This is a genomic window from Pelagerythrobacter marinus, from assembly GCF_009827515.1.
GTDB lineage: Bacteria > Pseudomonadota > Alphaproteobacteria > Sphingomonadales > Sphingomonadaceae > Pelagerythrobacter > Pelagerythrobacter marinus.
Genome location: NZ_WTYO01000005.1, coordinates 134,427 through 159,003, shown reverse-complemented (window position 1 = coordinate 159,003; position 24,577 = coordinate 134,427). Strand labels below are relative to the sequence as shown.

At 69.2% G+C, this 24,577-nt stretch carries 18 protein-coding genes; 7 read left to right on the top strand and 11 right to left on the bottom strand.

Going from position 1 to position 24,577, the window contains the following annotated elements; translation table 11 throughout:
- Window positions 1–11: 11 nt before the first annotated feature.
- Together GRI72_RS11790 and GRI72_RS11785 are read left to right on the top strand one after the other, a co-directional pair.
- Complete coding sequence (locus GRI72_RS11790; protein ID WP_160734118.1) at window positions 12–866, top strand: metal-dependent hydrolase; 855 nt, start codon at window positions 12–14, stop codon at window positions 864–866.
- On the top strand, window positions 863–1,285 hold the full coding sequence (locus GRI72_RS11785) for a DUF2147 domain-containing protein (RefSeq protein WP_160734117.1): 423 nt from the start codon (window positions 863–865) through the stop codon (window positions 1,283–1,285). Before GRI72_RS11790 ends, GRI72_RS11785 begins: the two co-directional genes overlap by 4 nt.
- A 36-nt stretch (window positions 1,286–1,321) precedes the next feature.
- On the opposite strand, the gene GRI72_RS11780 is transcribed toward GRI72_RS11785, so the two are convergent.
- From GRI72_RS11780 to GRI72_RS11765, 4 genes are all read right to left on the bottom strand, one after another.
- Entirely contained in the window at window positions 1,322–1,927 is a 606-nt protein-coding gene (locus GRI72_RS11780) for a hypothetical protein (RefSeq protein ID WP_160734116.1), read from the bottom strand.
- Window positions 1,927–3,534, bottom strand: a complete 1,608-nt coding sequence (locus GRI72_RS11775) for a PDZ domain-containing protein (protein WP_160734115.1) — start codon at window positions 3,532–3,534, stop codon at window positions 1,927–1,929. The genes GRI72_RS11780 and GRI72_RS11775 overlap by 1 nt, the downstream gene beginning before the upstream one ends.
- A gap of 255 nt (window positions 3,535–3,789) precedes the next feature.
- Entirely contained in the window at window positions 3,790–5,544 is a 1,755-nt protein-coding gene (locus GRI72_RS11770) for a M61 metallopeptidase family protein (RefSeq protein WP_160734114.1), read from the bottom strand.
- A gap of 95 nt (window positions 5,545–5,639) precedes the next feature.
- Window positions 5,640–6,113 (bottom strand): Lrp/AsnC family transcriptional regulator, encoded by a 474-nt coding sequence (locus GRI72_RS11765; RefSeq protein WP_160734113.1) that lies wholly within the window; start codon window positions 6,111–6,113, stop codon window positions 5,640–5,642.
- A gap of 131 nt (window positions 6,114–6,244) precedes the next feature.
- On the opposite strand from GRI72_RS11765, the gene GRI72_RS11760 reads away from it, so the two are divergent.
- Both GRI72_RS11760 and GRI72_RS11755 read left to right on the top strand, forming a co-directional pair.
- Window positions 6,245–7,201 (top strand): ornithine cyclodeaminase family protein, encoded by a 957-nt coding sequence (locus tag GRI72_RS11760; RefSeq protein ID WP_160734112.1) that lies wholly within the window; start codon window positions 6,245–6,247, stop codon window positions 7,199–7,201.
- Entirely contained in the window at window positions 7,198–9,246 is a 2,049-nt protein-coding gene (locus GRI72_RS11755) for an amidohydrolase family protein (RefSeq protein ID WP_160734111.1), read from the top strand. The genes GRI72_RS11760 and GRI72_RS11755 overlap by 4 nt, the downstream gene beginning before the upstream one ends.
- A gap of 54 nt (window positions 9,247–9,300) precedes the next feature.
- Here GRI72_RS11755 and GRI72_RS11750 read toward each other — a convergent pair whose 3' ends face one another.
- The 5 genes from GRI72_RS11750 to GRI72_RS11730 form a co-directional block, all read right to left on the bottom strand.
- Window positions 9,301–10,605 (bottom strand): amino acid permease, encoded by a 1,305-nt coding sequence (locus GRI72_RS11750; protein WP_160734110.1) that lies wholly within the window; start codon window positions 10,603–10,605, stop codon window positions 9,301–9,303.
- On the bottom strand, window positions 10,602–12,107 hold the full coding sequence (locus tag GRI72_RS11745) for a S10 family serine carboxypeptidase-like protein (protein WP_237487120.1): 1,506 nt from the start codon (window positions 12,105–12,107) through the stop codon (window positions 10,602–10,604). The genes GRI72_RS11750 and GRI72_RS11745 overlap by 4 nt, the downstream gene beginning before the upstream one ends.
- Complete coding sequence (locus GRI72_RS11740; protein ID WP_160734109.1) at window positions 12,104–13,288, bottom strand: pyridoxal phosphate-dependent aminotransferase; 1,185 nt, start codon at window positions 13,286–13,288, stop codon at window positions 12,104–12,106. Before GRI72_RS11740 ends, GRI72_RS11745 begins: the two co-directional genes overlap by 4 nt.
- 111 nt (window positions 13,289–13,399) lie before the next feature.
- The gene (locus GRI72_RS11735; protein WP_160734108.1) at window positions 13,400–16,441 is read right to left on the bottom strand and encodes a TonB-dependent receptor domain-containing protein; all 3,042 of its coding nucleotides are present in this window, start codon (window positions 16,439–16,441) and stop codon (window positions 13,400–13,402) included.
- 151 nt (window positions 16,442–16,592) lie between these two features.
- Window positions 16,593–18,110, bottom strand: coding sequence for a S10 family serine carboxypeptidase-like protein (locus tag GRI72_RS11730; protein WP_237487117.1), 1,518 nt, complete (start codon window positions 18,108–18,110; stop codon window positions 16,593–16,595).
- 173 nt (window positions 18,111–18,283) lie between these two features.
- Between GRI72_RS11730 and GRI72_RS11725 the strand changes: the two genes are divergently transcribed.
- Entirely contained in the window at window positions 18,284–19,582 is a 1,299-nt protein-coding gene (locus GRI72_RS11725; protein WP_202389092.1) for an aminotransferase class V-fold PLP-dependent enzyme, read from the top strand.
- Window positions 19,579–21,087 carry a S10 family serine carboxypeptidase-like protein gene (locus tag GRI72_RS11720; protein ID WP_237487114.1) on the top strand — a complete coding sequence of 503 codons (1,509 nt, stop codon included), beginning with the start codon at window positions 19,579–19,581 and terminating at the stop codon, window positions 21,085–21,087. The genes GRI72_RS11725 and GRI72_RS11720 overlap by 4 nt, the downstream gene beginning before the upstream one ends.
- Before the next feature lie 375 nt (window positions 21,088–21,462).
- On the opposite strand, the gene GRI72_RS11715 is transcribed toward GRI72_RS11720, so the two are convergent.
- Entirely contained in the window at window positions 21,463–22,353 is an 891-nt protein-coding gene (locus tag GRI72_RS11715; RefSeq protein WP_160734107.1) for a hypothetical protein, read from the bottom strand.
- Window positions 22,354–22,399: 46 nt separating this feature from the next.
- Window positions 22,400–22,825, bottom strand: coding sequence for a hypothetical protein (locus GRI72_RS15055; RefSeq protein ID WP_474100210.1), 426 nt, complete (start codon window positions 22,823–22,825; stop codon window positions 22,400–22,402).
- A 340-nt stretch (window positions 22,826–23,165) separates the two neighbouring features.
- Here GRI72_RS15055 and GRI72_RS11705 point away from each other — a divergent pair, with 340 nt between their 5' ends.
- Window positions 23,166–24,491, top strand: coding sequence for a site-specific DNA-methyltransferase (locus GRI72_RS11705; RefSeq protein ID WP_160734105.1), 1,326 nt, complete (start codon window positions 23,166–23,168; stop codon window positions 24,489–24,491).
- The last annotated feature ends 86 nt before the right edge of the window (window positions 24,492–24,577 follow it).

Sequence of the window (24,577 nt, the reverse complement as noted above, 5' to 3'; positions counted from 1 at the left end):
GAGGTTTGCAAATGGCCCGTTCACGAACACCCGACGACCTGGCGATCCGCAAGCGCAACTGGAAATTCGGCCGGGGCGAGGCGCAACGGCGCTGGTGGCACGGGGGCGACCCTGGGCGCACGGCGTTCTTCAACGCCCTGTCCTCGACCTTCCCGGTGGGGGAGAAGTTCTTCATGACCGCGGTGCGCCACTATCGCGACGACGCCCCGCCGGCGCTGCGCGAACAGATCGACGACTTCATCTACCAGGAATCGATGCACACGCGCGAACACGTGTTCTTCAACAAGCAGGCACGCGAGGCGGGGTTCGACATCGCCCCGGCGGAAGACCGCGCGGCGCGCACGATCGCCTGGGCCAGGCGGCGCCCGCCGATGATGCAACTGGCCGCGACCTGCGCGCTGGAGCACTTCACCGCCACGCTCGCCAACGCGGTCCTGTCCGACCCGGCGCACCTCGAAGGCGCCGACCCGGAGGCGCAGCGCATGTGGCGCTGGCACGCGATCGAGGAAATCGAGCACAAGGCGGTTGCCTACGACACCTGGCTCCACGCCTCGCGCCATCTGCCGCGCTGGCGGCGCTGGCTGCGGCGATCCTTCGCGATGGGGGCGGCCACCGTCCGCTTCCACTATGTCGTCTTCGCCAATACGGCCGGCCTCCTGGCGCAGGACGGGCGCAACGACTGGCGGACCTGGGCCCGGCTGCTGCGCTATCTCTACGGGAGCGGCGGGGCCATGCGCCTGCTGGTATCGGGCGCGCTGGGATACATGCGCCCCGGCTTCCACCCGTGGCAGCACGACGACCGCGCGCTGGTCGCCCGCGCGCTCGAGACGCTCGCTCCGCCCGCAGACGGAAAGGTGCCCGCATGAAACGCCTCGTTGCGATTGCCGCGCTGCTCGTCGCCGCCGTCCCGGCCGCGGCCAGCGCGAGCCCGATCACCGGCCTGTGGGCCACGGGCAGCGAGGGTGGCAAAGTCGAGATCTACCGCTGCGGCGAGGCGCTGTGCGGCCGGATCGTCGATGCCCGCCGCCTGCGCGCGAACCCCGACTTGCGCGACGTGCGCAATGCCGACCGCTCGCTGCGAAACCGCCGGCTGAAGGGGCTGGTCGTTCTGCGCGATTTCCGCGGCGGCCCGCGCGAGTGGAAGGGCGGCCCGGTCTACGACCCGGAATCGGGCGACGGCGCGGCCACCGGCTACCTGACGCTGCGGGCCGACGGCAAGCTGGAGGTCAAGGGCTGCAAGGCCGCGATCTTCTGCCGCACCAAGACCTGGACCCGCCTGCGCTGAGCACCCCCGCCGGCGCGCCGCCCGGGGCGATGCCGGTCAGCTCTCGCGGCGATAGAGGGTCACGCCCTCCGGCCCGCCGAAGGCATAGGACAGGCGGCAGAAGACATAGGCTTTCTCGACCGCGCCGAGCGAGAACGAGGCCGAATTGGGTACGTCGAGCTTCCAGTTGCCCGAGCGCCGCAGCGCCCCGGGCAGGACGAGCGCCACGTGGCCGGGCGACCCGGTGCTGACGGCGATCACCGCCGCCCCCTCGCCTGCCGCCTCGCTCGCCCGGCGCAGCGCGGCCTGGCTGGCCGCGGGGCCGAGGCTGCGCCAGCGCGACTGCGGCGCGGCCACCTTCGCCGCGATCTCGTTGGCGGTCAGCCAGCCGCCCGTGGGGCGGACGAAGTCGTCCACCCCGAATTCCTCCTGCAGCACCTTGCCGACGAAGTAGTTGCACGCCGCCCGATCGGCGAGCGGTCCGTCGACCGGGTGGTCGGGGCACGAAAGGTATGCGCCGAGCCGCGTATAGAGCGCGCGCTGGGCCGGGGTGTCGAGCCAGGCCTGCGGATCGCCGTCCATGCACGAAGACGCCGCGGCCAGGGCCGGCTGCCCGGCCAGCATGAGCGCGGCCAGCGCGGTGCCGGCGCGCCGCCGGTGCATCACGGCCGGCGACCCAGCGTGACCCACCGGCTGGAAACCGCCGTCTGCATGGGGGTCGATGCGGGCACGTCGATATAGCGGACATTGATGTGATCGCCCGGTTCGCGGGCGGCCAGCAGGTTCTCGATGTCGGAAATGCTGCTGACGGTCTGCCCGTCGAAATCGACGACCCACATGCCCGGCTGGAAACCCGCCTTGTGCAGCGGCCCCTGCGGCTCGATGCACGACAGCACGGTAACCTGGCGCGGCTGCGGCGGCATGTAGGGGCGGAAGATCGGCACCGTCATGTTGCCGGCTTCGCACAGCCCCATCGCGGCCTTCCACTCGCGGCCCGCCTCGATTGCCACGGGCACCGTCGTTTCGCGCTGGACCGTCTGCGTGCGGTAATCCAGCCATTCCTTGTGCTGTTCGATTTCCGCGGTGGTGTTGACCACCCGCCGAAAATTGTCGGTGCGCTGGTGGCTGCTGTTGGAAAAGCGCATGCCGTGGGCGATGAAGCCGGCATAATCCTGCGCGGACAGCGCGGCGGCCGCCTTGTCGATATCGACTTCGGCCATTTCATCGTCGTTGGCGATGGCGGTCGCATAGTCGCGATGCAGCTTGGCCAGGTCGTCCTTGCCCGATGCCTGCGCCTGTTCGGCCGCCTTCATGTGCCGGTCGAACAACTGCTGCTTGCTGAGCGCGGGGAAGAACGCGGCCTCGAAACTGTCTAGCATGTCGTCGGTCGCGTCGTAGGTCACGACGCGGGTGCCTTCCATCTGCTCGACGTTGGCATTGGACGTGAAGTTCTCTTCCAGCGAGGTCTTCAGCCGCGACCGCCGGCTTCCGAAGCCGAGAACCTGCCAGCCCGACGAAGTCCGCTTGGTCTTGGCGCGGCGCGTTTCCTCCACGAACTGGCGCAGGACCTGGCGGACGTCGTAGCGCCCCTCCACCACCGAGGTTTTCGCATCGAGGAAGCGATAGCCGACGTTGACCTCGAAATCGCCGGCCGCGATCTTGTTCTGCTGGTAGAGCGTGGGCGCGGTCACCGTCAGCGAGGGCATCGAATTGCCGAAATTGACCAGCGAGCCGGAATAATCGCGCATGGCGATCACTTCGCCGTCAACCAGCAGTTGCACCCGCACTTCGTTGAGGGTCGCCGCGTGCGGCTGATACCCTTCGTAGGCCTTCGCGTATTGCCCGAGCTTGTCGTAGAACGGCTTGTACTGCTGATAGGCCTGGAACACCAGGTTGCCCACCGCCGGGTTTCCGGCCAGCGGCGGGTGCACGAAGGGCCTGTCGGGGCCGGCCAGCCAGTGCGTGGCCCACCGGTTCAGCGATTCCCCCTTCAGCGCCGCCGCGATCCCGGCGCGTTCGCGCGCATCGGGCATCGAGGCATCGTACCGGATCGGCACCGATATCGAGGCGGCCGTCCTGTCCGAATACTGGCTGGGCGTGAACGGGATGCCCCGCTCGTCGTAAAAGGTCAGCGACTCGGGATCGACCGACATGACCGGCAGGAGCCAGAGCCGCGGCGAAACACCGGTCGCCGCCGGCTGCGCGAAGCCCGCGGCGCGATATTCCTCCAGCTCTCCGCTCCCATCGGGAACGAAGAACTCGCTAACCATAAAGTATTGGGAATTAGGCTGGATTCTTTCCTGGGCAACGACCGGCGTCGCCAGCGATACAGCCATGACGGTCGCCAGCGACCGAAGTGCACGATATGTCATGATCCGTTCCCCCCAAACGCATCGAGGCAACTTGATTACGCCTGTCGGGGCCTGGGTGCAAGTTACGCAAATTTGCGGAACGGCCTGCGAAGAGCTGCTGCGACACGTTGTCAGGAGGAACTGCAGCGCCGACCTGCCGCGCGCCGCCCGGGGCTAGCGTCGGGCGCAGTCCCGGGGTTGCCACTGGTAGGCCTCGACCGTCTCGCCGCGGGGGAGGTAGGTGATCTCGAACCGGCGGCCGTCGCGCTCGACCTGGAGGGTCAGCGTCGCTTCCTGGTCGCCCTGGAGCGAATCCTGCGGGAAGCGGTTCACGATCCGGTCGCCGTTTCGCAACCCGGCCCGCGCGGCCTGCGATCCGGGCTTGAGGCCGGTGACCACGCGCTCCTCTGCAACGAGGACGGCGGGGTCGAAGCCCAGGTCGAAACGGCGCAGCGGCCGCGTGACGCGCGTGAAGCAGGGGCCGAATGCGTCGGGGGAGGGGAGTACGGTGTCCCCGGCCAGCATCGCCTCCAGCCCGGCCAGGCCGTCGTCGCCCAGTTCGGCGTGCAGCAGCCGTTCGAACAGCGCCCGGTCCATCGGCCGGCCCGCGCGCCGCTCGGCCAGCATCGCGCGCACGAGGTCGTCGAGGCTGCGCGCCCCGCCCGACGCCGCGCGAATATCCTCGTCGAGGGCGGCGAAATAGAGCGATCCGCGATCGTAGGGCAGGACGCGGATGCGCGTGTCGCGCCAGAACCCGGCCGGGACCTGTTCGTTCGGCGTCGCGATCAGGGCATTGGTGTAATAACGGCCCGCGGTCGCGTTCAGGTCCGCCAGGAAGGCCTCGTCGTCGATCAGGCCCGCCCGCCACGGCAACATCCGCTGGTAATGCACGGCCAGGCCCTCGCTGAACCAGGATGATGCCAGGCCGCTCGCCCCGTCGCCCCCGTCGCTGAGCGACCGGACCCAGGCGTGGAGCATCTCGTGCGCCAGCAGGCCCTTCAGCTCGTCGGCCGGGGTATGTTCGTCGAAGGTGAAGGCGAAGCTGTCGGTCAGGCCGATCCCGCTGCCCGGGTTGACCGCGTTGGTCCGGCCGAAGACCCCGAACGTCGCCGGCCTGTGGCGGAAGAAGCGGCCGTAGAAGGCGTGGAGATCGGCCGCCCATTGCATCAGTTCGTGCCCCGGGAAGCCGAGCGCCCCCTGCCAGGCGGCGAAGAACCCGTCCGACCGGAAGAGCTCGGGCCGGCCGGCCATGTAGTAGGTGGAGGCGAGATCGCCCGCCGACAGCGCGCGTTCGGAACGGGCATCGCCGACCCCGAGGCTGGAGACGCCGAGCGCCCCCGCGGGCAGGGCGGACAGGTCCCAGGCCACGCGCACGTCGCGCCGCACGTCGTCTTCGGGCAGGACGACGAAGGCCGTCCCCGCCCCGGAAAAGCCCGCCGGCCCGGTCCGCAACTCGTATTGCGGCAGGGCCATGAACGGCCGGTCGGGATCGATCGCGAGGGCATAACGGATCGTCAGCGGCCCTTCGGGCGGCCGCTCCGCGTGCCAGCGCCGGATCGCGTTCGCCGGATCGGGCCGCTCGTCCTCGACCGTCGTGGCCAGCGGCCCGCGCGCGTCGGTGAACGAAAGCTGCGCGATGTCCGCGGCGGACGTTGCGACGGTGTTGAGCACCAGCGGGAGGCGGAAGGTCGCCGGCGCATCGGCCACCGTCGCGGTGACGCCGAGCGTCTCGATCGTCCCGTCGCCGTCGCGGTCGCCGGGCGCCAGCAGCAGGTCGAAGCGGGGCGGCGATCCCTCCCGCGCTGCCTGCGGCGCTTCCTGCGGCGCTTCCCGGGCCGCGACCGGGGCGGCGAAGGCGAGCGCGGCGAGGACTGCCCCGGCGAGGGGCGCGGTGGCGGCGATGGCGGCGGCTTGGCGGGCGAAACTCATGCCCTGCACCCTATCGCAAGCATGCGCGCATGGCCTATGCGAAGCCGCGCGCGCCGGGCGGCGAGGCGCATAAATGATGCATCGGCGCGCGCCGCTCAGAGCGCGGGCAGCGGGATGCGATGCGTGCACTTGAGTTCCGAGAGCGTCGCGGTCGAGCGCACGTCCTCCACCCCCGGCAGGCGGAGCAGCCGGCGGAAGGTGAAGTTCTGGTACCAGGCGATATTGGGCGCCAGCACTTTCAGGATCACGTCCATCTCGCCGAACAGGGTATAGGCCTCGGTCACCTCGTCGATGTCCTGCAGCGCGTTGACGAATCGCTCGCGCTGGTCGTCGGTGAGGCGCGAGACCTTGAGCTGGGCGAAGATATACATGCTCTCGCCGAACTTCTCGCGGTCGAGGATCGCCACCTGCCGCTTGACGTAGCCCTGGTCCTTCAGCCGCTGGATCCGGCGCCAGCAGGGCGATTGCGAAAGGCCGACGTGCTCGGCGATCGCGCTCGATGAATCGGCGGCGTCGATCTGGAGCCGGTCCAGGATCTTGAGGTCGAGGCGATCGAGATCGGCGGACATTTTATGCTCCATCGGGCAAGGGCGGCGAAAATCGATGCTCCCGACTAGGCTGCTCGGGGCGAAAAGACAAATCTGATCGCCCCGCCCCGGCTAGGGTGGCCGCGACCGGCGCGCGAACGAAAGGGGTGGACATGCGCAAATCCGAACTGGCGATCTTCGACGGCGACTACGTCCGCGCGCACCTGGACTACCGCGCCTGCATCGCCGTCGTGCGCGAGGCGATGATGGCGCTTTCGGACGGGCGCACGCGCCAGTTGCTGCGCACGATGTTCCACATGGGCGAAGGGCGCACGTTCGCCCAGATGCCCGGTGCCCTGGGCGACGACGACATGTTCGGGGCCAAGATGATCAGCGTCTTCCCCTCCCCCGGCGAGCCCGGAACGCGCCGCCACCGCGGGGTGATCGCGATGTTCGAACCGGACGAGGGGCGCCCCGTGTGCATCGTCGATGCCGAGGAAGTGACGCATATCCGCACCGCCGCGGCGACGGCCATGGCGACCGACGTTCTCGCCCGCCGCGACGCGCGGTGCCTGCTGATCATGGGCACCGGCGGCCAGGCGCGGACGCACCTGCGCGCCCTGCCGCTGGTCCGCGATTTCGAACGGATCGCGATCTGGGGCCGCAACCCGGACAAGGTGCGCGCGCTGGTGGAGGAGTTTTCCGGCGCGCTGCCCGTCAGGCCGGCCGGCGAGCTGCCGGCGGAAGTGGCCAGCGCCGACGTGGTCTGCACGCTGACCGGCGCGCGCGAGCCGATCCTGGCCGGCCGCTGGCTGCGCCCCGGGTGCCATGTCAACATCGTCGGTTCCAGCGGCCCGGGCCCGGTGGAAGTGGACAGCGAGCTGGTCGCCCGCGCCCGCTATGTCGCCGACAGCCGCGCCTCCGCGCTCGACGCCGCGGCCGAGTTCCTCGTCGCGCGCGACGAAGGGCTGGTGACCGACGACCATATCGTGGCCGAGATCGGCGAGATCCTGCTGGAACGGAAGCCCGGCCGCCGCTCGGACGACGAAATCACCGCCTACAAGTCGCTCGGCCACGCGGTACAGGACCTTGCCGCCGCCGCCCATCTCTACCGGAGCTCCCGCCCATGATCCGCATCCGCCCGTTCCGCGCCGCCTTCGCCCTTGCCATGCTGGCCGGGGCGTCGAGCGCGGCGATCGCCGGCACCGAACGCTATGCCGTGGTGGCGAACGGGGAAAAAGTGGGCTTTCTCGTCGCCGAGACGGACGGGGAACAGGTCTCGGTCACCTACGACGTCAAGAACAACGGGCGCGGCCCGACGATGCGCGAATCGATCGTGCTCGACGACCGCGGCCTGCCGCGGCGCTGGCACCTGGAAGGGACCTCGACCTTCCAGAACGCGATCGACGAACGCTTCGTGCGCGAGGGCGCGCGCGCGCGCTGGACCGATTCGACCGGCAGCGGCTCGGCCACGGTGGAAGGGGAGGCGATCTACGTCGCGCAGGAGGGCAGCCCCTGGGCGCTGGGGCTCTATGCCCGGGCCCTGCTGGCCGATGCGGACCGCGCGATCCCGGCCCTGCCCGGCGGAACGCTGACGCTGAGCGAAGGCGAACCTGTCGAGGTCGGCGGCGTGCGCTATCGCGCGGTGTCGATCCACGGGATCGGCCTGTCGCCCGACACGGTCCTGCTGGACGACGACGGCGAGCTGTTCGCGCGCATTGCCCCCGGATCGGTGACCGTTCGCGAAGGCTTCGAGAACGAGGCCGAGGCGCTTTCCGCGCTCGCCGCGAGCCGCCAGGCCGAACGCTTCGCGCGCATCCAGGACAAGGTCGCGCATCGCTTCGACGCGCCGGTGCGCCTGCGCAACGTGCGGATCTTCGACCCCGAGGGCGGCACGCTGGGCGCGCCGGTCTCGCTCGTTTTCCATGGCGAGGAAATTGCCGCGGTCGAACCGCTCGACAGCCCCGCGACGCCGGGCGAAGTCGTGGTCGACGGGGCCGGCCGCACCGTCCTGCCCGGCCTGCACGACATGCATGCCCACGTCTCGCTGCAGTCGGCGCTGCTCTACATCGCAGCGGGTGTCACCTCGGTCCGCGACATGGGCAACGACAATGCCTTCCTGCTCGACCTGCAGGAACGGATCGCGCGCGGCGAAGTGGCCGGGCCGCGGATCGTGCGCAACGGGTTTCTCGAAGGGCGCAGCGAATATTCGTCGCGCAACGGCTTCATCGTCGACAGCGCGCAGGAAGCGCGCGCCGCCGTGCGCTGGTACGCCGCGCGCGGATACTGGCAGGTCAAGATCTACAACTCGATGAACCCCGACTGGGTGGGCGATATCGTGGACGAGGCGAAGAAGCACGGCCTGGGCGTGACCGGGCACGTCCCGGCCTTCACCGATGCCGATGCCATGATCGCCGCCGGCTACGACGAGCTGACCCATATCAACCAGCTCATGCTCGGCTGGGTGCTGGAACCGGGCGAGGACACGCGCACGATCCTGCGGCTGACCGCGATGAAGCGCACCGCCGGGCTGGACCTGTCGGCCCCGCGGGTGGCCGCGACGCTCGACGCGATGGCGGCGCGCGGGGTCGCGATCGATCCGACCGCGGTGACGCTGGAACTGCTGATGCTGAGCCGCGACGGCGCGATCAGCCCGGCGGTCGCCAGCTATTTCGACCACTTGCCGACCGCGCTGCAACGCCGCCGGCGGCAGGGGATCGCGCGGATCGAGAGCCCGGCCGACGAGGCGGCCTACCTCGGCGCGTTCGAAACGATCAAGCGCCTGCTGGCGCAGATGCACCGGCGCGGGATCGCGATCCTGCCCGGCACCGACGATGCCACCGGCCTTTCGGTCCACCGCGAGCTGCAGATCTATGGCGAGGCGGGCATCGCGCCGGCCGAGGTGCTGCACCTCGCGACGCTGGGGCCCGAGCAATACCTCGGCCGCGACCAGCGGCTCGGCTCGATCGCCCGGGGCAAGCTGGCGGACTTCATCCTGGTGGACGGCAACCCGCTGGAGGACCTCGCCGCGCTGCACCGCATCGCGATGGTGGTGAAGGGCGGCTCGGTCTATTTTCCGGAAGAGATCTGGCGCGAAGTGGGCGTGCGCCCCTTTGCCGCGGCCCCCGCCGTTACGCTGCCGGACGCGGGACAGGGCGGCGATACCGCGCCCTGACCGGCGCCGGGTGCAATCGAAAACAGGCCTCGGCGGCGCCGGGCGTGCGCGGGATCAGGGGCGCGCGGCGGCGGCGCGGCGCGCGTACCAGGCCGCGCCGGCCAGTCCCCAGGCGAGCAGCAGGGCATAGGGGCGCCAGTCCGCCTCCAGCCCGGTGAAGACGAGCGCGCCGGCGCAGATCGCGCCCGCGTTGCCCAGCACGACGACGGTCTTGCGGCGCGGGCGGAACGCCGCCTTCGCGTGGATTTCGGGATGGCGGCGCGCGACCCGGGCCGCGACCAGGCAGATGCTGCCGTATTTCACCAGGTTGGGGATGTTGACCGCCAGGAACAGGAACGTCAGTTCCATCGGCAGGAGCAGGCCCGCGCAGCCGAGGCCGAAGACCGCCAGCAGCGCGACGTGGGGCACGTGCCAGCGCGGATGGACGCGCGCCAGCGCCCGCGGCAGCACCCCGTCGGCCCCCATGGCCATCAGGCTGCGGCTGAACAGGGTGAAGATCGCGTTGAGGCTGGTGCCGATGGCGACGATCGCCGCCAGCACGACCAGCGGGCGCGCGACCGGCCCCATGAACCGTTCGGCGGCCTCGAGGATCGGCGCTTCGCTGGCGGCCAGGGCATCGCTGCCCATGACGCCGACGGCGACGAAGGCGACCGCGAGGTAGAGGACCGTCGCCGAACCGATCGACAGCGCGATGCCCAGCGGGATGCTGCGCCGGCTCCGCCGGATCTCCGCGCCCGCCTCGGTCGCGGCCTCGATCCCGAAGAACAGGCCCATCAGCAGGGGCGCCGCCGCGAGCACGCCCGAGGCGCCCTGCGGGAAGGCCGGGGCGAGGCGCCCGGCCTCGACCGTGCCGGCCCCCCAGGCGACGAACACCGCGAAGAGCACGATCAGCAGGCCGATCATAATCGTCTGGCTGCGCGCGGCGGTGCGCACGCCGAAGAGATTGGCCAGCAGCGCGAGGACGAGGAAGCCGAACATCGCCGGCTTTGTCGGCAGCGGCACGATCATCGAGATATAGCGGGTCAGGACCAGCGCGAGCACGACCATCGCGCCCATGTTGGCCACGATCCGCATCCAGGCGATGAAGAAACCCAGCGCCGGGTGGAGGAACCGTGCGGGCCAGACGAACGACGCGCCCGAAACCGGCAGGGCCGAGCCGAGGAAGGCGTAGCTGACCGCGATCAGGTACATCGGCAGGGCCGCCACCAGCACCGAGAGCAGCATTCCCGGCCCGGCGAGCCCGGCGGCCGGCGAAACGGCCGAGAAGATCGACACCCCGACCGCCGTGCCGAGGCCCAGCGACACCACGCCCCACAGGCCGATGCCCTGGCGCAGGCCGGCTTCGCCGCCGTCGCTCACGCGCAGGGATCCGCGGCGATGAAGGCGCGCATGTCGGCCAGGAAGGCCTCGCGCGCGGCGGCGTCGGAATAGAACATGTGGCCCGCGCCGTATTCTTCCGCGCGGTAGCGCGCGGCCGGGAGCGAGCTCTGCGCGAACAGGTAGTCGGCCGCGCCGATCGTGGTCGTAAGGTCGAACACCCCGGTGCCGACGAAGAGCCGCAGGCAGCGATCGGCCGCGGCCGCGCGCTCGACCGTTTCCATGAACGGCCAGTCGGAAAACGGCGAATCGGCCCCGCCATAGCGCCAGGTGCCCCCGGGCCGCGCGATGACCTTGTAATCCGCGCCCCGCGTGCCGGGCAGCAGGGCGTCGAGATAGGCGGGCATCGCCCGGCGATAGAGGTCGGACACGGCGGAGAAGGCATCGGGCCCGACGACCGGCCCCGCGTCGGCCGGCCGGGGTGCGAGGTAGCGCGCGTCGTAGCGGCCGACGACCTTGCCCTGCGCGCGCAGCAGCTCGACCCGGAACCGTTCCTTGGAAATCCGCAGGTCGTGGGCGAGGTAGAAGGCGGCGGGAATCCCGCTCAGCTCCTCCAGCCGGGCGGCGATCCGCCGGCGCTCCGCCGCGGGCAGCGCGGCTCCGGCGAAGAGCGCCGGGAGATAGTCCTCGTGCGCGAAGCGCGCCGCCTCTTCGGCGATCGCGCCGGGGATGCAGGGCCGCGCGGCCTTGCCGTGATAGCAGGCGATCGCCGCCAGCGAGGGCAGCGAGACGACGTAGCTGATGATGTTGTCGGGCCGCTGCGAGGTCTCGATCATGTTCAGCGCCTGGCCCAGCAGCACGACGCCCCGGATCGACGGCGCACTTTCCAGCGCGGCGAAGGCGTCGAGCATCGCGACCGCGCGGATCGTGCCGTAGCTTTCGCCCAGGATATAGACCGGCGCATCGCGCCGCCCGTTGGCGGCGAGCCAGGCATCGACCGCCTGGGCCACCGCGCGCGCATCGCCGGCCACGCTGTTGTAATACTGCGCGTCGGCGCCGTCGCGCGTGGAAAAGCCGGTGCCCGGCGGGTCGAGGAAGACGATATCGGCCAGGTCGAGCAGCGCGTTCGCGTTCGGCGCCAGCGGCGCGTGCGCGGGCAGGGGAGCGGCCGGGTCCTGCGGCACGTCGAGCCGCGCCGGGCCGAGCACGCCGAGGTGGAGGAAGGTCGAGGATGCGCCCGGCCCGCCGTTGAAGGCGAAGATCACCGGCCGGCCCGATCCTTCGCGGGCGGTATAGGCGATGTAGCCGACGCTCGCGTCCGGCGCGCGGTCCTCGCGAACAGCGGGGCCGTCGCCGGGAACGGGGCCTTCGCTCGAACCGGTCGCTTGGCTCGACACGGGAATCGTGTCGGCCGCGACCGAAATGCCCGGCGGCAGGGGCGGGGCGGGCGAGCGCGGCGCGTGCGCGGCCGCAGGCGCAGGCATCAGCGCCGCGGCGCAGGCGAGCAGGGCCGCACCCCGGCGGGCGATCGTGCGTCGTCTCATGATATCATCCCGGTCTCGCCGGCACGGGTGCGGGCGTCGCGATAGCTGTGCATGGCCCCGGTCATGATTTCCAGCCCCAGCTCGAGCCGGGCGGCGTCGATCCCGAAGCCGATGCGGACATGGCCCGGCGCCCCGAAATAGGCCCCGGGGGCGACGATCACGCCGCGTTCGTCGGCCAGCCAGTCGGCGAAGTCGCGGGTATCCTCGATACCCACCAGCCGGGGGAAGGCGATGCAGCCGTGGGGCGGCAATTCGCCTTCGACCAGTCCTTCGTCCAGCCAGCGCGCGTGATAGGCGTCGATGAACGGGCGGGCGCGGTCGACGATCGCGGCCGTGCGCTCGCGATAGGGGGCCGGGTTTTCCAGGATGCGCGCGGCGACCGCGTGCGAGAGCTTGGAAATGGCGAACTCGACCTCGCGGTTGAGCGTACGGATCGGCTCCATCACTTCGGCGTCGGCCACGATCCAGCCGCACCGCAGGGTTGAAAGGCCGTAGATCTTGGTCAGGCTGTTGATCGAGATGACGCGCGGGGAGATGCCCAGCGTCACCGCCGGCTTCACCGCCTCGCCGGCATAGGGGGCATAGACTTCGTCGACGATGACGTAGATCCCGTGCCGGTCGGCGATCGCGCCCAGTTCGCGCAGCGTTTCCTCGGGCACCATGAAGCCCGACGGGTTGTGCAGGTTCGACAGGACGACCAGCCGCGTCGCGGGCGTCAGCGCGCGTTCCACCGCCGCCGGGTCGATCGTGAAGCGCGGGCCGGTGCGCGCGAAGCTGTCGGCCTCGAACCCGCAGGCCCGGGCCAGCAGGCCGAACAGGTCGAAGCCGGGGCTTTCGACCAGCAGCCGATCGCCCGGGCGCAGCAGCGCGCGATAGACCAGCGAGAGCGCGCCGGTCGCCCCGGTGGTCGTCAGCACCTGTTCGCGCGCCACGCCGTATTCGCGCGCAAGCATCGCGATGACGTGCGGATTGCCGCTGGCGAAGGCGCTTTCGTAATGCGGGGTGATCGATTCGCCGAAGCTGTCGCCGACGAGCTTCGACAGCAGGTCGAGCGGTTCGGAGACCGAGCTTTCGAACAGGCTGACGAGATCGTCCCGCTGCGGCTGCATGCGGGCGAAGACCTGGCGGACCCAGTGCGAATAGGAAGCCGGCGCGGGGATGCCATGGGGGCGGGACGTCATCGGTTTCTCTCTTGCCCGTGGTCGCTTCCGGCGCGGCGAGGAACCGCCGGGCCATGTTTCATGCGGCGCGGGCTCACGAACGTGCGTGGGCCCGCGCCGGACGATCGTTCGTCACATCTGCACCTTGATCCCGGCCCAGAACCGCCGGCCCAGGATGTCGCCATAGGCGATCTGGGGGTACGAGGGCTGCTCGTCGGTCAGGTTGTCGACGCCGAGGCGGAAGGACATGGCCCCCGCGTCGAACTGCGCCGAGAGGCTGTGCGTCAGGTTGCTCGAGAGGATGGGATTGGGGTTGTTCTCGATCGTCGCGTCGAAGGCGGCCCTGGTCTCGTCGAGGTAGTAAGCCTGGTAGCTCAGGCGGACCGGCCCCTTGTTCCAGTCGAGGTTGAAGCGCCCCTCCCACGTCGGCTTGAGGTAGGTGTCGTCGGTACGCACGAAGGTCTCGCCCGTGACCGAGGTGGTCAGCAGCGAATTGTGCGTCGCGTTGATCCCGACGTGGAACCGGCCGAGATCGCCGCCCGCCGGTTCGAAGCGGTAGTCGATCGCGTAGATTTCACCCCGGTACCGGACGACGCCGGCGTTGAACGTGGTCGTCGTCCCGCTGAGAATCGCGCCGCCCGGGTTCAGGCCGTCGGGATTGGCGATCCGGCTGAAGGCGGAGCAGACTTCGGGATCGGGATCGACGTTGTCGTAACAGGCGGCGGCGAAATCCTCGGTGGTGAAGGGCGAGAGGCCGTCCTCGAGGTCGATCTCCACCCGGTCCGCGCTGATCGTCAGGCCGGGGATGAACGCCGGCTGGAGCACCACGCCGTAGGTGAAGGTATCGGAAACCTCGTTGCGCAGATCGGGGTTGCCGCCGGTGGTGATCGTCGCCCGCTGGAAGTTCTCGGCCGGGTTCTGGAAGCCGGCCAGCCGGTCGGCCGCGCTGTCGCCCGCGTTCGATCCGTCGGCCTCGACGCCGTAGCCGGGATTGGCCTCGAACAGGGCGAGGCAGTTGGCATAGCGCACGTCGGGGTTGGGCCCGCTGGAGATCCGGTCGGCATCGCATGGGTCGCGCCCGACCGAGCCGAGCGAGGTGGACGAAGGCGCGAAGAGCTGGGTCAGCGTGGGCGCGCGGAAGTTGCGGCTGCGCGAGGCACGCAGCGTGACCCCGTGGACCGGCTGCCAGCGCGCGCTGAGATCCCAGACTTCTTCCTTGCCCGCGATCGAGTTGTCGACGTAGCGGCCCGCCGCGCCCAGTTCGAGCGTTTCGACCAGCGGCACGTCCATGTCGCTGCTGACGACCGGGACCAGCAGCTCGCCCGAAAATTCGTCGGTGTTGTAGCCGCCCGACTGGGCAAGCTCCATCGTCCCGCCGCCGAACAGGCCGAGGCGGTTCGCCTCCATCGGCATGAAAGAGACCTGTTCGTCGCGGTGCTCGTAGGCGAGGCTGAACTGCACGTTCCCGCCCGGCAGGCGGAAGAGGTCGCCGCCCAGCGTCGCGAGGAAATCGATCTGCTCGTTGGTGTAATCCTGGCCGGCCCGAACGCTGACGTATTCCTGCGCCGCGCGGCTGACGTTTCCGTCGCCGAACGGGTTGATCGGGGCGCAGGCCGGGTCGTCGTTGTCCGGCGTGCCGTCGGCATTGATCGCGCAGACGATCGACCCGCCCGACAGCGCCGCGTCGATGGCGTTGGCGTATTTCGCGTTATCGACCTCCCAGCGGCGCTGCGACCCCTCGACCCGGGCGTAGCTGCCCGAAACGGTCCAGTAGAAATCGCGCCAGCCGGCGGCGAAGTCCCCCTCCAGCCCCACGACGCCGCGATAGGTTTCGGTCTGGTGGTCCTGCCGGTTCGACGGGGTCAGGTCGTGGAAATACTTCGACAGGAAGATCGGCGCGCCGAAGGCGAAGCCGGGGTTCGCCGCCGCCAGCGTGTCGCGCGCCTCGTCGCTGAGGAAGGGGTTGTCGGTGGTGAAGATCACCGGCCCGGCATATGTGCCGAAGTTCAGGATCGTGCGGCTGTGGCCCTGGGGAATCTCTTCCCCTTCGGTCCGGGCATAGAGCAGTTCGGCCCGGGCGGTCACCGCGTTCGACAGCTCGTAGCTGGCGATGAGGTTGCCGGTCAGCCGCTCGACCCCGCTGCGCAGGCCCACGAGGTCGCGATAGGCGAAGCCGTCCCCGCCGCTGGCGAAGGGGATGCCGACCTGCTCGCCCGGATCGAACGAGACGAGGCCGCCGTCGGGCGCGAACTGCAGCGGGGTTCCGTCAAGCTGGGTCAGGAACCGGGTGAAGGGGGCCGGGGTGTTGAACAGGACGCCGTTGGCGTTGAATTCCCAGAAATGGGCGTCGAGCAGCTCGGTGACCGAGGGAATGCCGTCGTCGGGGCCGGTGTCGTCCGGGTTGGAGACGGTCAGGCGGCCGAGCGCCGAGAGCGGCCGGTCGGCGAAGCGCAGCAGGGGCGAGCGGGCATAGCCGATATCGACCGCCACGTTGCCGCGGCCGTCGGCGAAGTTGGTCCCGGCCGTGCCGCGAAGGCTGTAGGTGTGATAGTCCCCGCGCGAGGAAATGCCGCTCTGCGCGTCGAGCTCGATCCCCTCGAAGTCGTCCTTGAGGACGTAGTTGACGACGCCGGCGATCGCGTCGGAGCCATAGACCGCCGCGCCGCCGCCTTGGACCACCTCGACCCGTTCGAGCAGGCCGAGCGGGATGATGTTGGCGTCCACCTGTGCGTCGCCGAGGCCGGAGGACGTGGTGACCATGCGCCGCCCGTTGACCAGCGTCAGCGTGCGCCCCGGGCCGAGGCCGAAGAGATCGGGGAACTGCTGTCCCGACCCGCTGCTCTCGCCGCCGCCGTCGGCCTGGCTCAGCTGGGGCGTATTGGTGGTCAGCTCGTTCAGCGCCTGGGCGGCCGTGGTGTAGCCGCGGCTCTCGATCACTTCCTCGTTCAGTACCGCGCGCGGGGCCGTTTCGTCCGCCGGGTCGCGGCGGATGCGCGAACCGGTGACGACGATCGGCGCGTTCTCCACCGCCGCGGGGGCGGCCGCGGGATCGGCCACGGCGCCGTCCTGCGCGTTCGCCCCGGCCGGCAGCGCGGTCAGCGCGGCGAGTGCGGATGTCGCCAGCAGCGTGGTGCGGGCGGTGGCGCCGGTCCGGCAGGTGCGTCGAATGAACATGTCGATCCCCATAGAATGTGATGTCGTTGCCGAGTCCCCCACGGCGCTTTCAAGGACTAGGCGCGATCGCGGCGCAAATTGTTGCAAATGGCGCGCCGTCGAAATGCGGTGCTGCATGAATTCATGACAGTTGCGTTTCAGAGCGCATAAGTTAGTCGCGATCTCGCGATTTGCCTGAATTGCCGAGGAAGGCGCTGACGTCTGCCCCGAATAGCCGCGCCACGGCCGGATCGTCGTACATCATGTGCCCGCCGGCATAGCAGTGGAGCGCGATCCGGCTCGCCGCGCCGGGCGGCAGGGCGGCCACGGTCGCCTCGTTCGCGGCGCAGCTGTTGAGCGAATCGTACAGGCCCGCGGCGACGAAGACCCGCATCGCCGGCATCTTTCGCAAGGCCCGCAGGGTCCACGGCTGCGACGGGCTGGGCGGCCCCTCGCCGGCCAGCGCGCGGGCCAGCGACTCCTCGGTGATCGGGGCCTGGTCGTACTGCCACCCGGCGCCGACCGGCAGGGCCTCGCCCTCGATCCCGGCATAAGTGCCGCCCTCGACGTCCAGGCTCTCGCGATAGTAGCGCAGGATCGCCGCCTCGGCGCGCGGGTCGTCGTCCGGCGCGCCGGCCTTGCGCATGTCGAACACGTCGAGCGTCTGCCCGCGGTCGGCCAGCAGCGCGGTGCGGAAATCGCGCGGCGACACCCACAGCGTCTGCGGGTCGATCGCCTCCGGGGCAATGCCGTGAAACCGTGCAAGCCCGGCAACGACCCGTGCGCGCTCCGCGTCCGACAGGCCCTGCGGATCGGCCAGGGCCGGGTACCAGGTCGCCCGCGCCCAGCGCTCGGCCGCGGCGATGGCGGCCACCGGGTCGGCCATGAGGTCGCCCGCCAGCTTGCCGTGGGCCGCGGCCGCGGCGGTGCGCCCCGGCAACGACAGCGCCCGCATCAGCGCCCGGTCGTCGCTTTCGCCCAGCGGGATCCCGCCCGAGACGAGCCCGATCCCGGCGACGTCTTCGCCGCTGTCGGCCAGCGCCTCTGCCGCACCGGCCGCGCGCCAGGTGCCGAAGCTTTCGCCGACCAGGAACAGGGGCGAGCCGACCCGGCCGTAAGCCGCGCGAAAGGCGACGATGAAATCGCGCGTGGCGGCGATATCGCCGGTCGTCGAATAGAGGCGCTTGCGCGCCGCGTCGGACCGGGCGCGGCTGAAGCCGGTGTCGGCGGGATCGAGGAAGACGAGGTCGCTGGCGGGCAGCGGCGTGGCCGGGTTGTCGACCAGCGCGCCGTCGCGCAGGACGCGGGGGCCGAGCGCTTCGAAGTGCAGCAGGCGCGAATCGGCGCCCGGCCCGCCGTTCCAGACGAAGGTCAGCGGGCGCGGGACTGCGCGCGTTTCGCCGGGCGCGAAATAGGCGGTGTAGAACAGGTCCGCGAGCGGTTCTCCCGCGTCGTCGCGCAGGGTCAGCGTTCCGGCGCAGGCGGTATAGGCGAGGGTGCGTCCCTCGATCGTCACCCGGTGCTCGCTCCGCACCGCGCCGTCGGCGCAGCCCGTTGCGGCCATCTCCGCCCCCGCCCTCGCGGCGGGGTTCGTCGGGGCGGGGTCCGTCCCGTCAATGCCCGTGGCGCCCGGGCCGGCGCAGCCTGCCAGGACCAGGGCGGCGGCCAGCGTGAATGGCGATCTGTTCATCGTTCGTCCTCCCGCGGCGATCCTAGCGGGGCGCGGCGGCCAAAATTATGCGAAGGGTGCGCGGCACGGCCCGCGGCGCACGCGCGGGCCACCGTCCGCGCGCCGGGGCGACAATTCACCGCGGCGGCAACAAGGGATTATTTATGCGCCGTCTGCCGGATATTCTGCAAGCCATGGATGGGAACGCTTCGAGGGCTGGGCCGGACCTGTCGCGCCGCGCGCTTCTCGCGGGGGCGGCGGCGCTGCCCGTCGCGTCGGGCCCCGTCGCGTCGGGCGTCGCCGCGCAGGCCCGCCCGCCCGCCTCCACCGCCGCCCCCGGCGAGGGGCTGGCGCGGGCGATGTTCGCCCCGATGCCGACGGTCCATCTCGATTCGGGGACCGCGCACCCGGTCCCGCTGGGCGCGCGCGACGCGGTGGAGCGCTACCTGCACAGCCGCGCGACCGGCGAGCGCTGGCCCAGCGGCGAGGTGGAGCGTCGGGTCAAGGAACGGTTCGCCCGGCTGGTCGGCGCTTCCCCGCGCGAACTGGCCTTCGTGCAGAGCACGACGGCGGGCGAACAGCTCGCGATCGATGCGCTCGACCTGCCCGGCCGCGGCGGACGGATCGTCACCGACACGCTGCATTTCTTCGGCTCGTTCTGGATCTACGAACAGCTCGCCCGGCGCGGGATGGAAATCGTCTGGCTCCGGCCCCAGGACGGGCGGATCGATCCTGCCGCCTACGAACGCGCGATCGACGGCGACACCCGGCTGGTGAGCCTGTCGCTGGTATCGACCTACAACGGGTTCGAACACGACCTGGCGCGAATCTGCGACGCCGCGCACGCGCATGGCGCGCGTGTCTATGCCGATATCATCCATGCCGCCGGCACCGTGCCGCTCGATCTTCATGCGACCGGCGTCGATTTCGCCGCCTGTGCCAGTTACAAGTGGCTGATGGGGGATTTCGGCCTGGGGTTCCTCTACGTGCGCGAGGGCCTGCTCGACCAGCTGCGCCGCCCGCGCTTCGGGTACTACCAGCTCGCCCGGTTCCGCTCGCACGTCTATCCGTTCGACCCGCCCGGCGATGGCGTGGCCGACATGGCCGCGCGCGACGACGCCGAAGGGCTGTTCGCGATGGGCACGCGCTCGCACGCGGTCATGGCCCAGCTCGACTGGACGCTCGCCGCGCTGCTCGAACTGGGGGTGGAGCGGATCGCGCAGGCGCGAATGCCCCTGCTCGCGCGGCTTCACGAGGCGCTGCCGGCGAAGGGCTACCGCGTCGTCACCCCGCCGGACAGCCGCACCCCGCTGCTGACCTGCTCGCTCGAGGGCGCGCGCGAACGGCTCGCCCCCGCGCTGGAGCGGGCCGGGGTCACGATCACGCTGTCGCGCAACCGGTTCCGCGTCTGCCCCTCGTTCTTCAACACGATCGACGACGTGGAGCGCCTGATCGATGCGCTTCCGCGCCTGCCGCAAGAGGATATCCGATGATCATCCGACGCCCACTGTCCCTCGCCCTCGCCGCCAGTGCGCTGGCGCTCGGCGCCGCGCCCGCCCAGGCGCAGGAATTCGACCGGCCGATGCCGCCTTCGTTCCTGCGCGCGATGGAGCCGATGGTCCCGCGCGACACGGCCGGCAGCGCGGTCGTCACGACCCGCCATGCCGGCGAATTCGGCGGGCAGCGGGTCGCCTACGACGCGATCGTTACCGAAACGCCGGTGGCCAACGCGGCAGGCGAGGCGGCGGCCGTGGTCGTCACTTACGCCTATGTCGCGCGCGATGCCGACCCGGCGCGGCGGCCGGTCCTGTTCGTCTTCAACGGCGGGCCGGGCGCCTCCTCCTCGCCGCTGCACATGGAGGCATTCGGACCGCGGGTGTTCGGGCCGGACGGGCGCACGCTGGTGAACAATCCGCACAGCCTGCTCGACGTGGCGGACCTCGTCTTCGTCGATCCGCCCGGCACCGGCGCGAGCATGCCGGTTGCCGGGACCGATCCGTCGAGCCTCTTTTCGGTATCGGGCGACGCGCGCGCCGTGGCCGAAGTCGTCCAGGCCTGGCGCGAGGCGAACGGGCGCACCGGCTCCCCCTTTGCCCTCGTCGGCGAAAGCTACGGCTCGGCCCGCGCGCTTGCCATGCTGGGCGCGCAGGCCGACGGCGACCTGCCGCTGCCCGATGGCGTCGCGCTCCTGTCGATGTCGATCGGCGACGCCGGTGGCCCGGTGATCCGCGACGTCGTGCTCCTGCCGACGCTGGCCGCCGTGGCCTGGTATCACGGGGCGATCGAGCGCCGCGGCCGGAGCGTGCAGCAGGTCTACGACGAGGCGCTCCGCTTCGCGCAGGAAGACTATGCCGGCGCGCTCATCCGCGGGCCCTCGCTCGAGCCGCGCGAAAAGGCGGCGATCGCGCGGCGGCTTGCCTCGCTGGTCGGCCTGCCGGTCGCGACCCTGCTCGAAAACGACCTGCGGCTGGACAAGCAGGGCTTCATGCTCGGCCTGCTGGCGGACCGGGGGCTGCGGACCGGCCAGCTCGACGCGCGGGCCACGCGCGCGATCGCCGAATCGAACTTCCAGCCGCCGTTCGACGACCCCTCGATGACGCTGGGCACGTCGACCGGGGAGACGATCGCCGCCTACCTGGCGGACGAGCTCGGCTATACCCTGCCCAGCCCGTACCGGAGCCTGAACCTGGGCATCAATTTCAAGTGGGGCTGGGGCGAAGGGACATCCTATCGCAGCGCGCGCTTCACGCCCTACCTGGCGCGGGCGTTCGAGCTGAAGCCCGATCTCAGCCTCCTCACCGTGGGCGGCCTCTACGACATAACCACCCCGGCCTATGCCGGGCTCTTCGCGCTCGACCAGGCCGGCATCGGCGAGGGACGGCGCACGTCGAAACTCTACCCGGCCGGCCACTCGGTCTTCGAAGACCCGGAACAGCTGGCGGCCATGGCGGCCGACATGCGGCTCTGGGCCAGGGGGCTTTCCGCCGGCGGGCAGTAACCGTCTATCCCCGGGCGCGGCCGACCCTCCGCGCCCACAGGGGCGCATGCGCGGTCTTCGGGCCGCGCATGCGCCTTTGCCTGTGCGTGCCGCCGCGCCGGGCGCCGGCAAATCCGCGAAAGGATGGGAAGGGGATTGGTGCGCGACGCAGTCCGGAGCGAACCCGCCTCATTCTCTTTCCCTGATAATGGCCGAAAACAGGGAGATTTGCAGGAACTGAAGCGAACCGGCTGCTACCTACGCTGTGAAAGGCGCGGTCATCCGCGTCTTGCGCTCGAATTTCCCTATTCCTGATAACAGGGAATCGACCTCGACCGATCAGGGAAGTTTCCTCCGCGAACAGGGATCGTGGGCGCCGTATCAGGGCGGCCCAGCCTATGCTCTTTTCAGCCGTTCAATCAGCTGTTGGCAGAGGCGATCCAGCAGTAGCCGCATACCGGGATCGGGTTCGATCGGCGCAGTTCGCCATCGGCGATGTTCCAGAAACAGGGTCGCCCAGAGCGCCGCGGGCCCGCCTTTCCAGCTGCCTCTTTCGAGCGCGAAGGCGAGTTGCCTTTCGTCGAACTCAAAAGGGTCTCCAAGACCCAGAAGGGCGGCGAGGTCATATCCTTCAACGAGATGTGCGAGTTCGACCGAGTCTTTCCACTGCAGGTCCTCGGGGATGTTATCGAAGTGACCCGCGCAAACCTCCTGCAGCCAGGCGGGCGTAGTGCTTGCAAGCGTGCCGCACATGCTGTGACGCAAGAGTTTGATCTCGTCGGTGTCATCGTAGCCGAAGAGGAAGGGCAGGAGGTCGCCAAGTGTCGGGACCTCGACGAATTTCGATTTGCGGAGAACCCGATGTCCGCCTCGCAGGTTTTTTGACCCGTTTGCATCCCCTTTTGAATGCCTGGCGACCTTGTCGCCAGGATCCGGAAGACCAAGACCCGGAAGTGTACCGAACCATCGGAACGGGCCGAGCTCAAGCGTAGCCGGATTGTAGTCACACCAGATAACGCAGCCCGCCTGCTTCGAAGCAAGGCGCATATTGACTGTCACGCTCCGCTTCTTTCCACCTCTTGCCATCGATTTGAGCTGGATGTGCCGGAGTACGCTCCTGGCCTCGACCACGAGATCGTAGCCGCTGGTGTCGACTTCGGAACGAAGCACTTCAAAATCCCGGCAACCATCAAGCCAGAGGCGGCTGGTCAGCTCAGCGACAAATCGATGTTCGGGGACTTTCTCGAGGTCAGCGGAGCGAAGATAGGCGGGTTCGTCTGGAGCCATGTCTCCACGTTGCTTCCTCCGGCTGCGAAGTCGAGCAAATTGTGACTCATCGTCCGTAGACCGATTGGCATAATGGCGGCCCTGTCGGCGCATGGATGTTCGACAGGTCTTTGGCACGAATGTGCGCCGGCTTCGGCTGGAGAAGGGCCTGTCGCAGGAAGAGTTCGGCTTTGCAGCCGGTATAGACCGGACCTATGTCTCGGGTGTCGAGCGTGGTCTCCGAAACCCGACGCTTTTGCTCGCGGAGAAGTTTGCCCGAGGCCTCGATGTCGAGCTCAGCGAGCTGCTCCGTCGCTCTGAGTGTTGACTTCGAGTGCACGATTCGAACAGCCCCCATTTCCAGTTCGATCCTTCGAGTGTCGGATGGTTGCACAGGCGTGCGAAAAGAGGCGAGCAGATCCTCAACCCGGATCTGATACGCATCATCGAGGCAAATCCCGAGCTCGTGCCAGATGATATACTTCGGGATCATGTGGTCCGCGCACTGGAGAAACCGCTTCCCGCCAAACGAGGTAGAAGGCGAAGACCGTCACAGGAGCTGAAGGAACTCTACATTATCGCGCTCTACGAGCATCTGCTTCCCCGCTTGCAAAAGCGGATGGCACGTGAACGCCGCGGCAAACGAAAGTTACGCGGGAGTTCCGGCCCAGCTGATCGGCTCTGCGAAATGATCGGAAAGCGCTTTGGCATGGAACCGGAGAGCGTCCGCAATCTCATCTCCTCACGAAATAATCCGCGAAATTAATATGAGGGCTTTGCCTGCGGGCAACTGACATCAGGCGCTTTCCATCAGACGAGGAGAGCACCCGGACATGTCCCACTTGCCCATAATCAGCCCGGAGCGGCTCGAAAGCGTCGCCGTCGGCGAGCTCGTTCCGCACGAGCGCAACGCACGCACACACTCGAAGAAGCAGCTGAAGCAGATTGCCGACAGCATCAGGCGCTTTGGCTTCACCAATCCCGTGCTTGTGGACGGCAAGAACTCGGTCGTCGCAGGTCATGGTCGCATCGAGGCGGCAAAGATTCTGGGGATGAGCCATGTACCGGTACTGCGCCTTGAACATATGACCGAGGCCGAGAAGCGAGCCTATGTCATTGCGGACAACCGGCTTGCGGAGCTGGCCGGCTGGGACAATTCGCTGCTGGCGCTGGAATTCGAGACCATCGCCGAACTCGACCAGGAGTTCGAGCTCGCTCTCACCGGCTTCGATGAGGCCGAGATCGAAGCGCTGCTGAGCACGCTCGATCCGGATGCGCCGGAAGAACAGCCGATCGACATCGACAAGAGCCAGCCTGTCGTAACCCGCGCCGGCGACATCTGGCTTCTCGGCGATCATGCGATCATCTGTGGCGATGCGACCGATTCGGAGGTCTATCGCCGACTCCTCGGTGACGAGAAGGCACAGATGGTCTTCACTGATCCGCCCTACAATGTGCCGGTCAACGGTCACATCTGCGGGCTGGGCAAGGTGAAGCATGACGAGTTCGTGATGGCCTCGGGCGAAATGAGCGAGGCTGAATTCACCGGCTTCCTCACGCGTGTTGCCAGCAATCTCGCAGCATTCAGCGCCGATGGTGCCGTTCATTTCATCTGTATGGACTGGCGCCATATGGGCGAACTGCTTGTCGCCGGCCGGGCGGCCTATTCGGAGCTGAAAAACCTCGTCGTCTGGAACAAGGACAACGGCGGCATGGGGGCGTTCTATCGGTCGAAGCACGAGTTGGTGTTCGTCTTCAAAAATGGCAGCGCGGCGCATATCAACAACTTCGGGCTTGGCCAGCACGGGCGCTATCGGACCAACGTCTGGGATTACGCAGGCGTCAATTCCCTCAAGGCGGCACGCGACGAGGAACTCGCCATGCATCCGACGGTAAAGCCCGTTGCGATGGTGGCAGATGCCATACGGGATTGCTCGCGGCGTGGCGGTATTGTTCTCGATGCCTTCTCAGGTTCGGGAACGACCATCATCGCGGCTGAGCAGACCGGCCGCCGTGCGAGGGCAGTCGAGCTCGATCCTCGCTATGTCGATGTCGCCATCCGGCGGTGGCAGGAGGCCACGGGCGGTACGGCGCTTCTCGCCAGCTCCGGAGTGAGCTTTGACGACTGCGCCGCGCTCGCTGCGGATCTGGAAGCGTAGGCATCGAAGCAACACCGGCTTGCCCCGCGTCTGCTCACGGGTTTTCCCGAGAATTGGAATGAGTGTTTTCAGCTCCGCATTTCTCC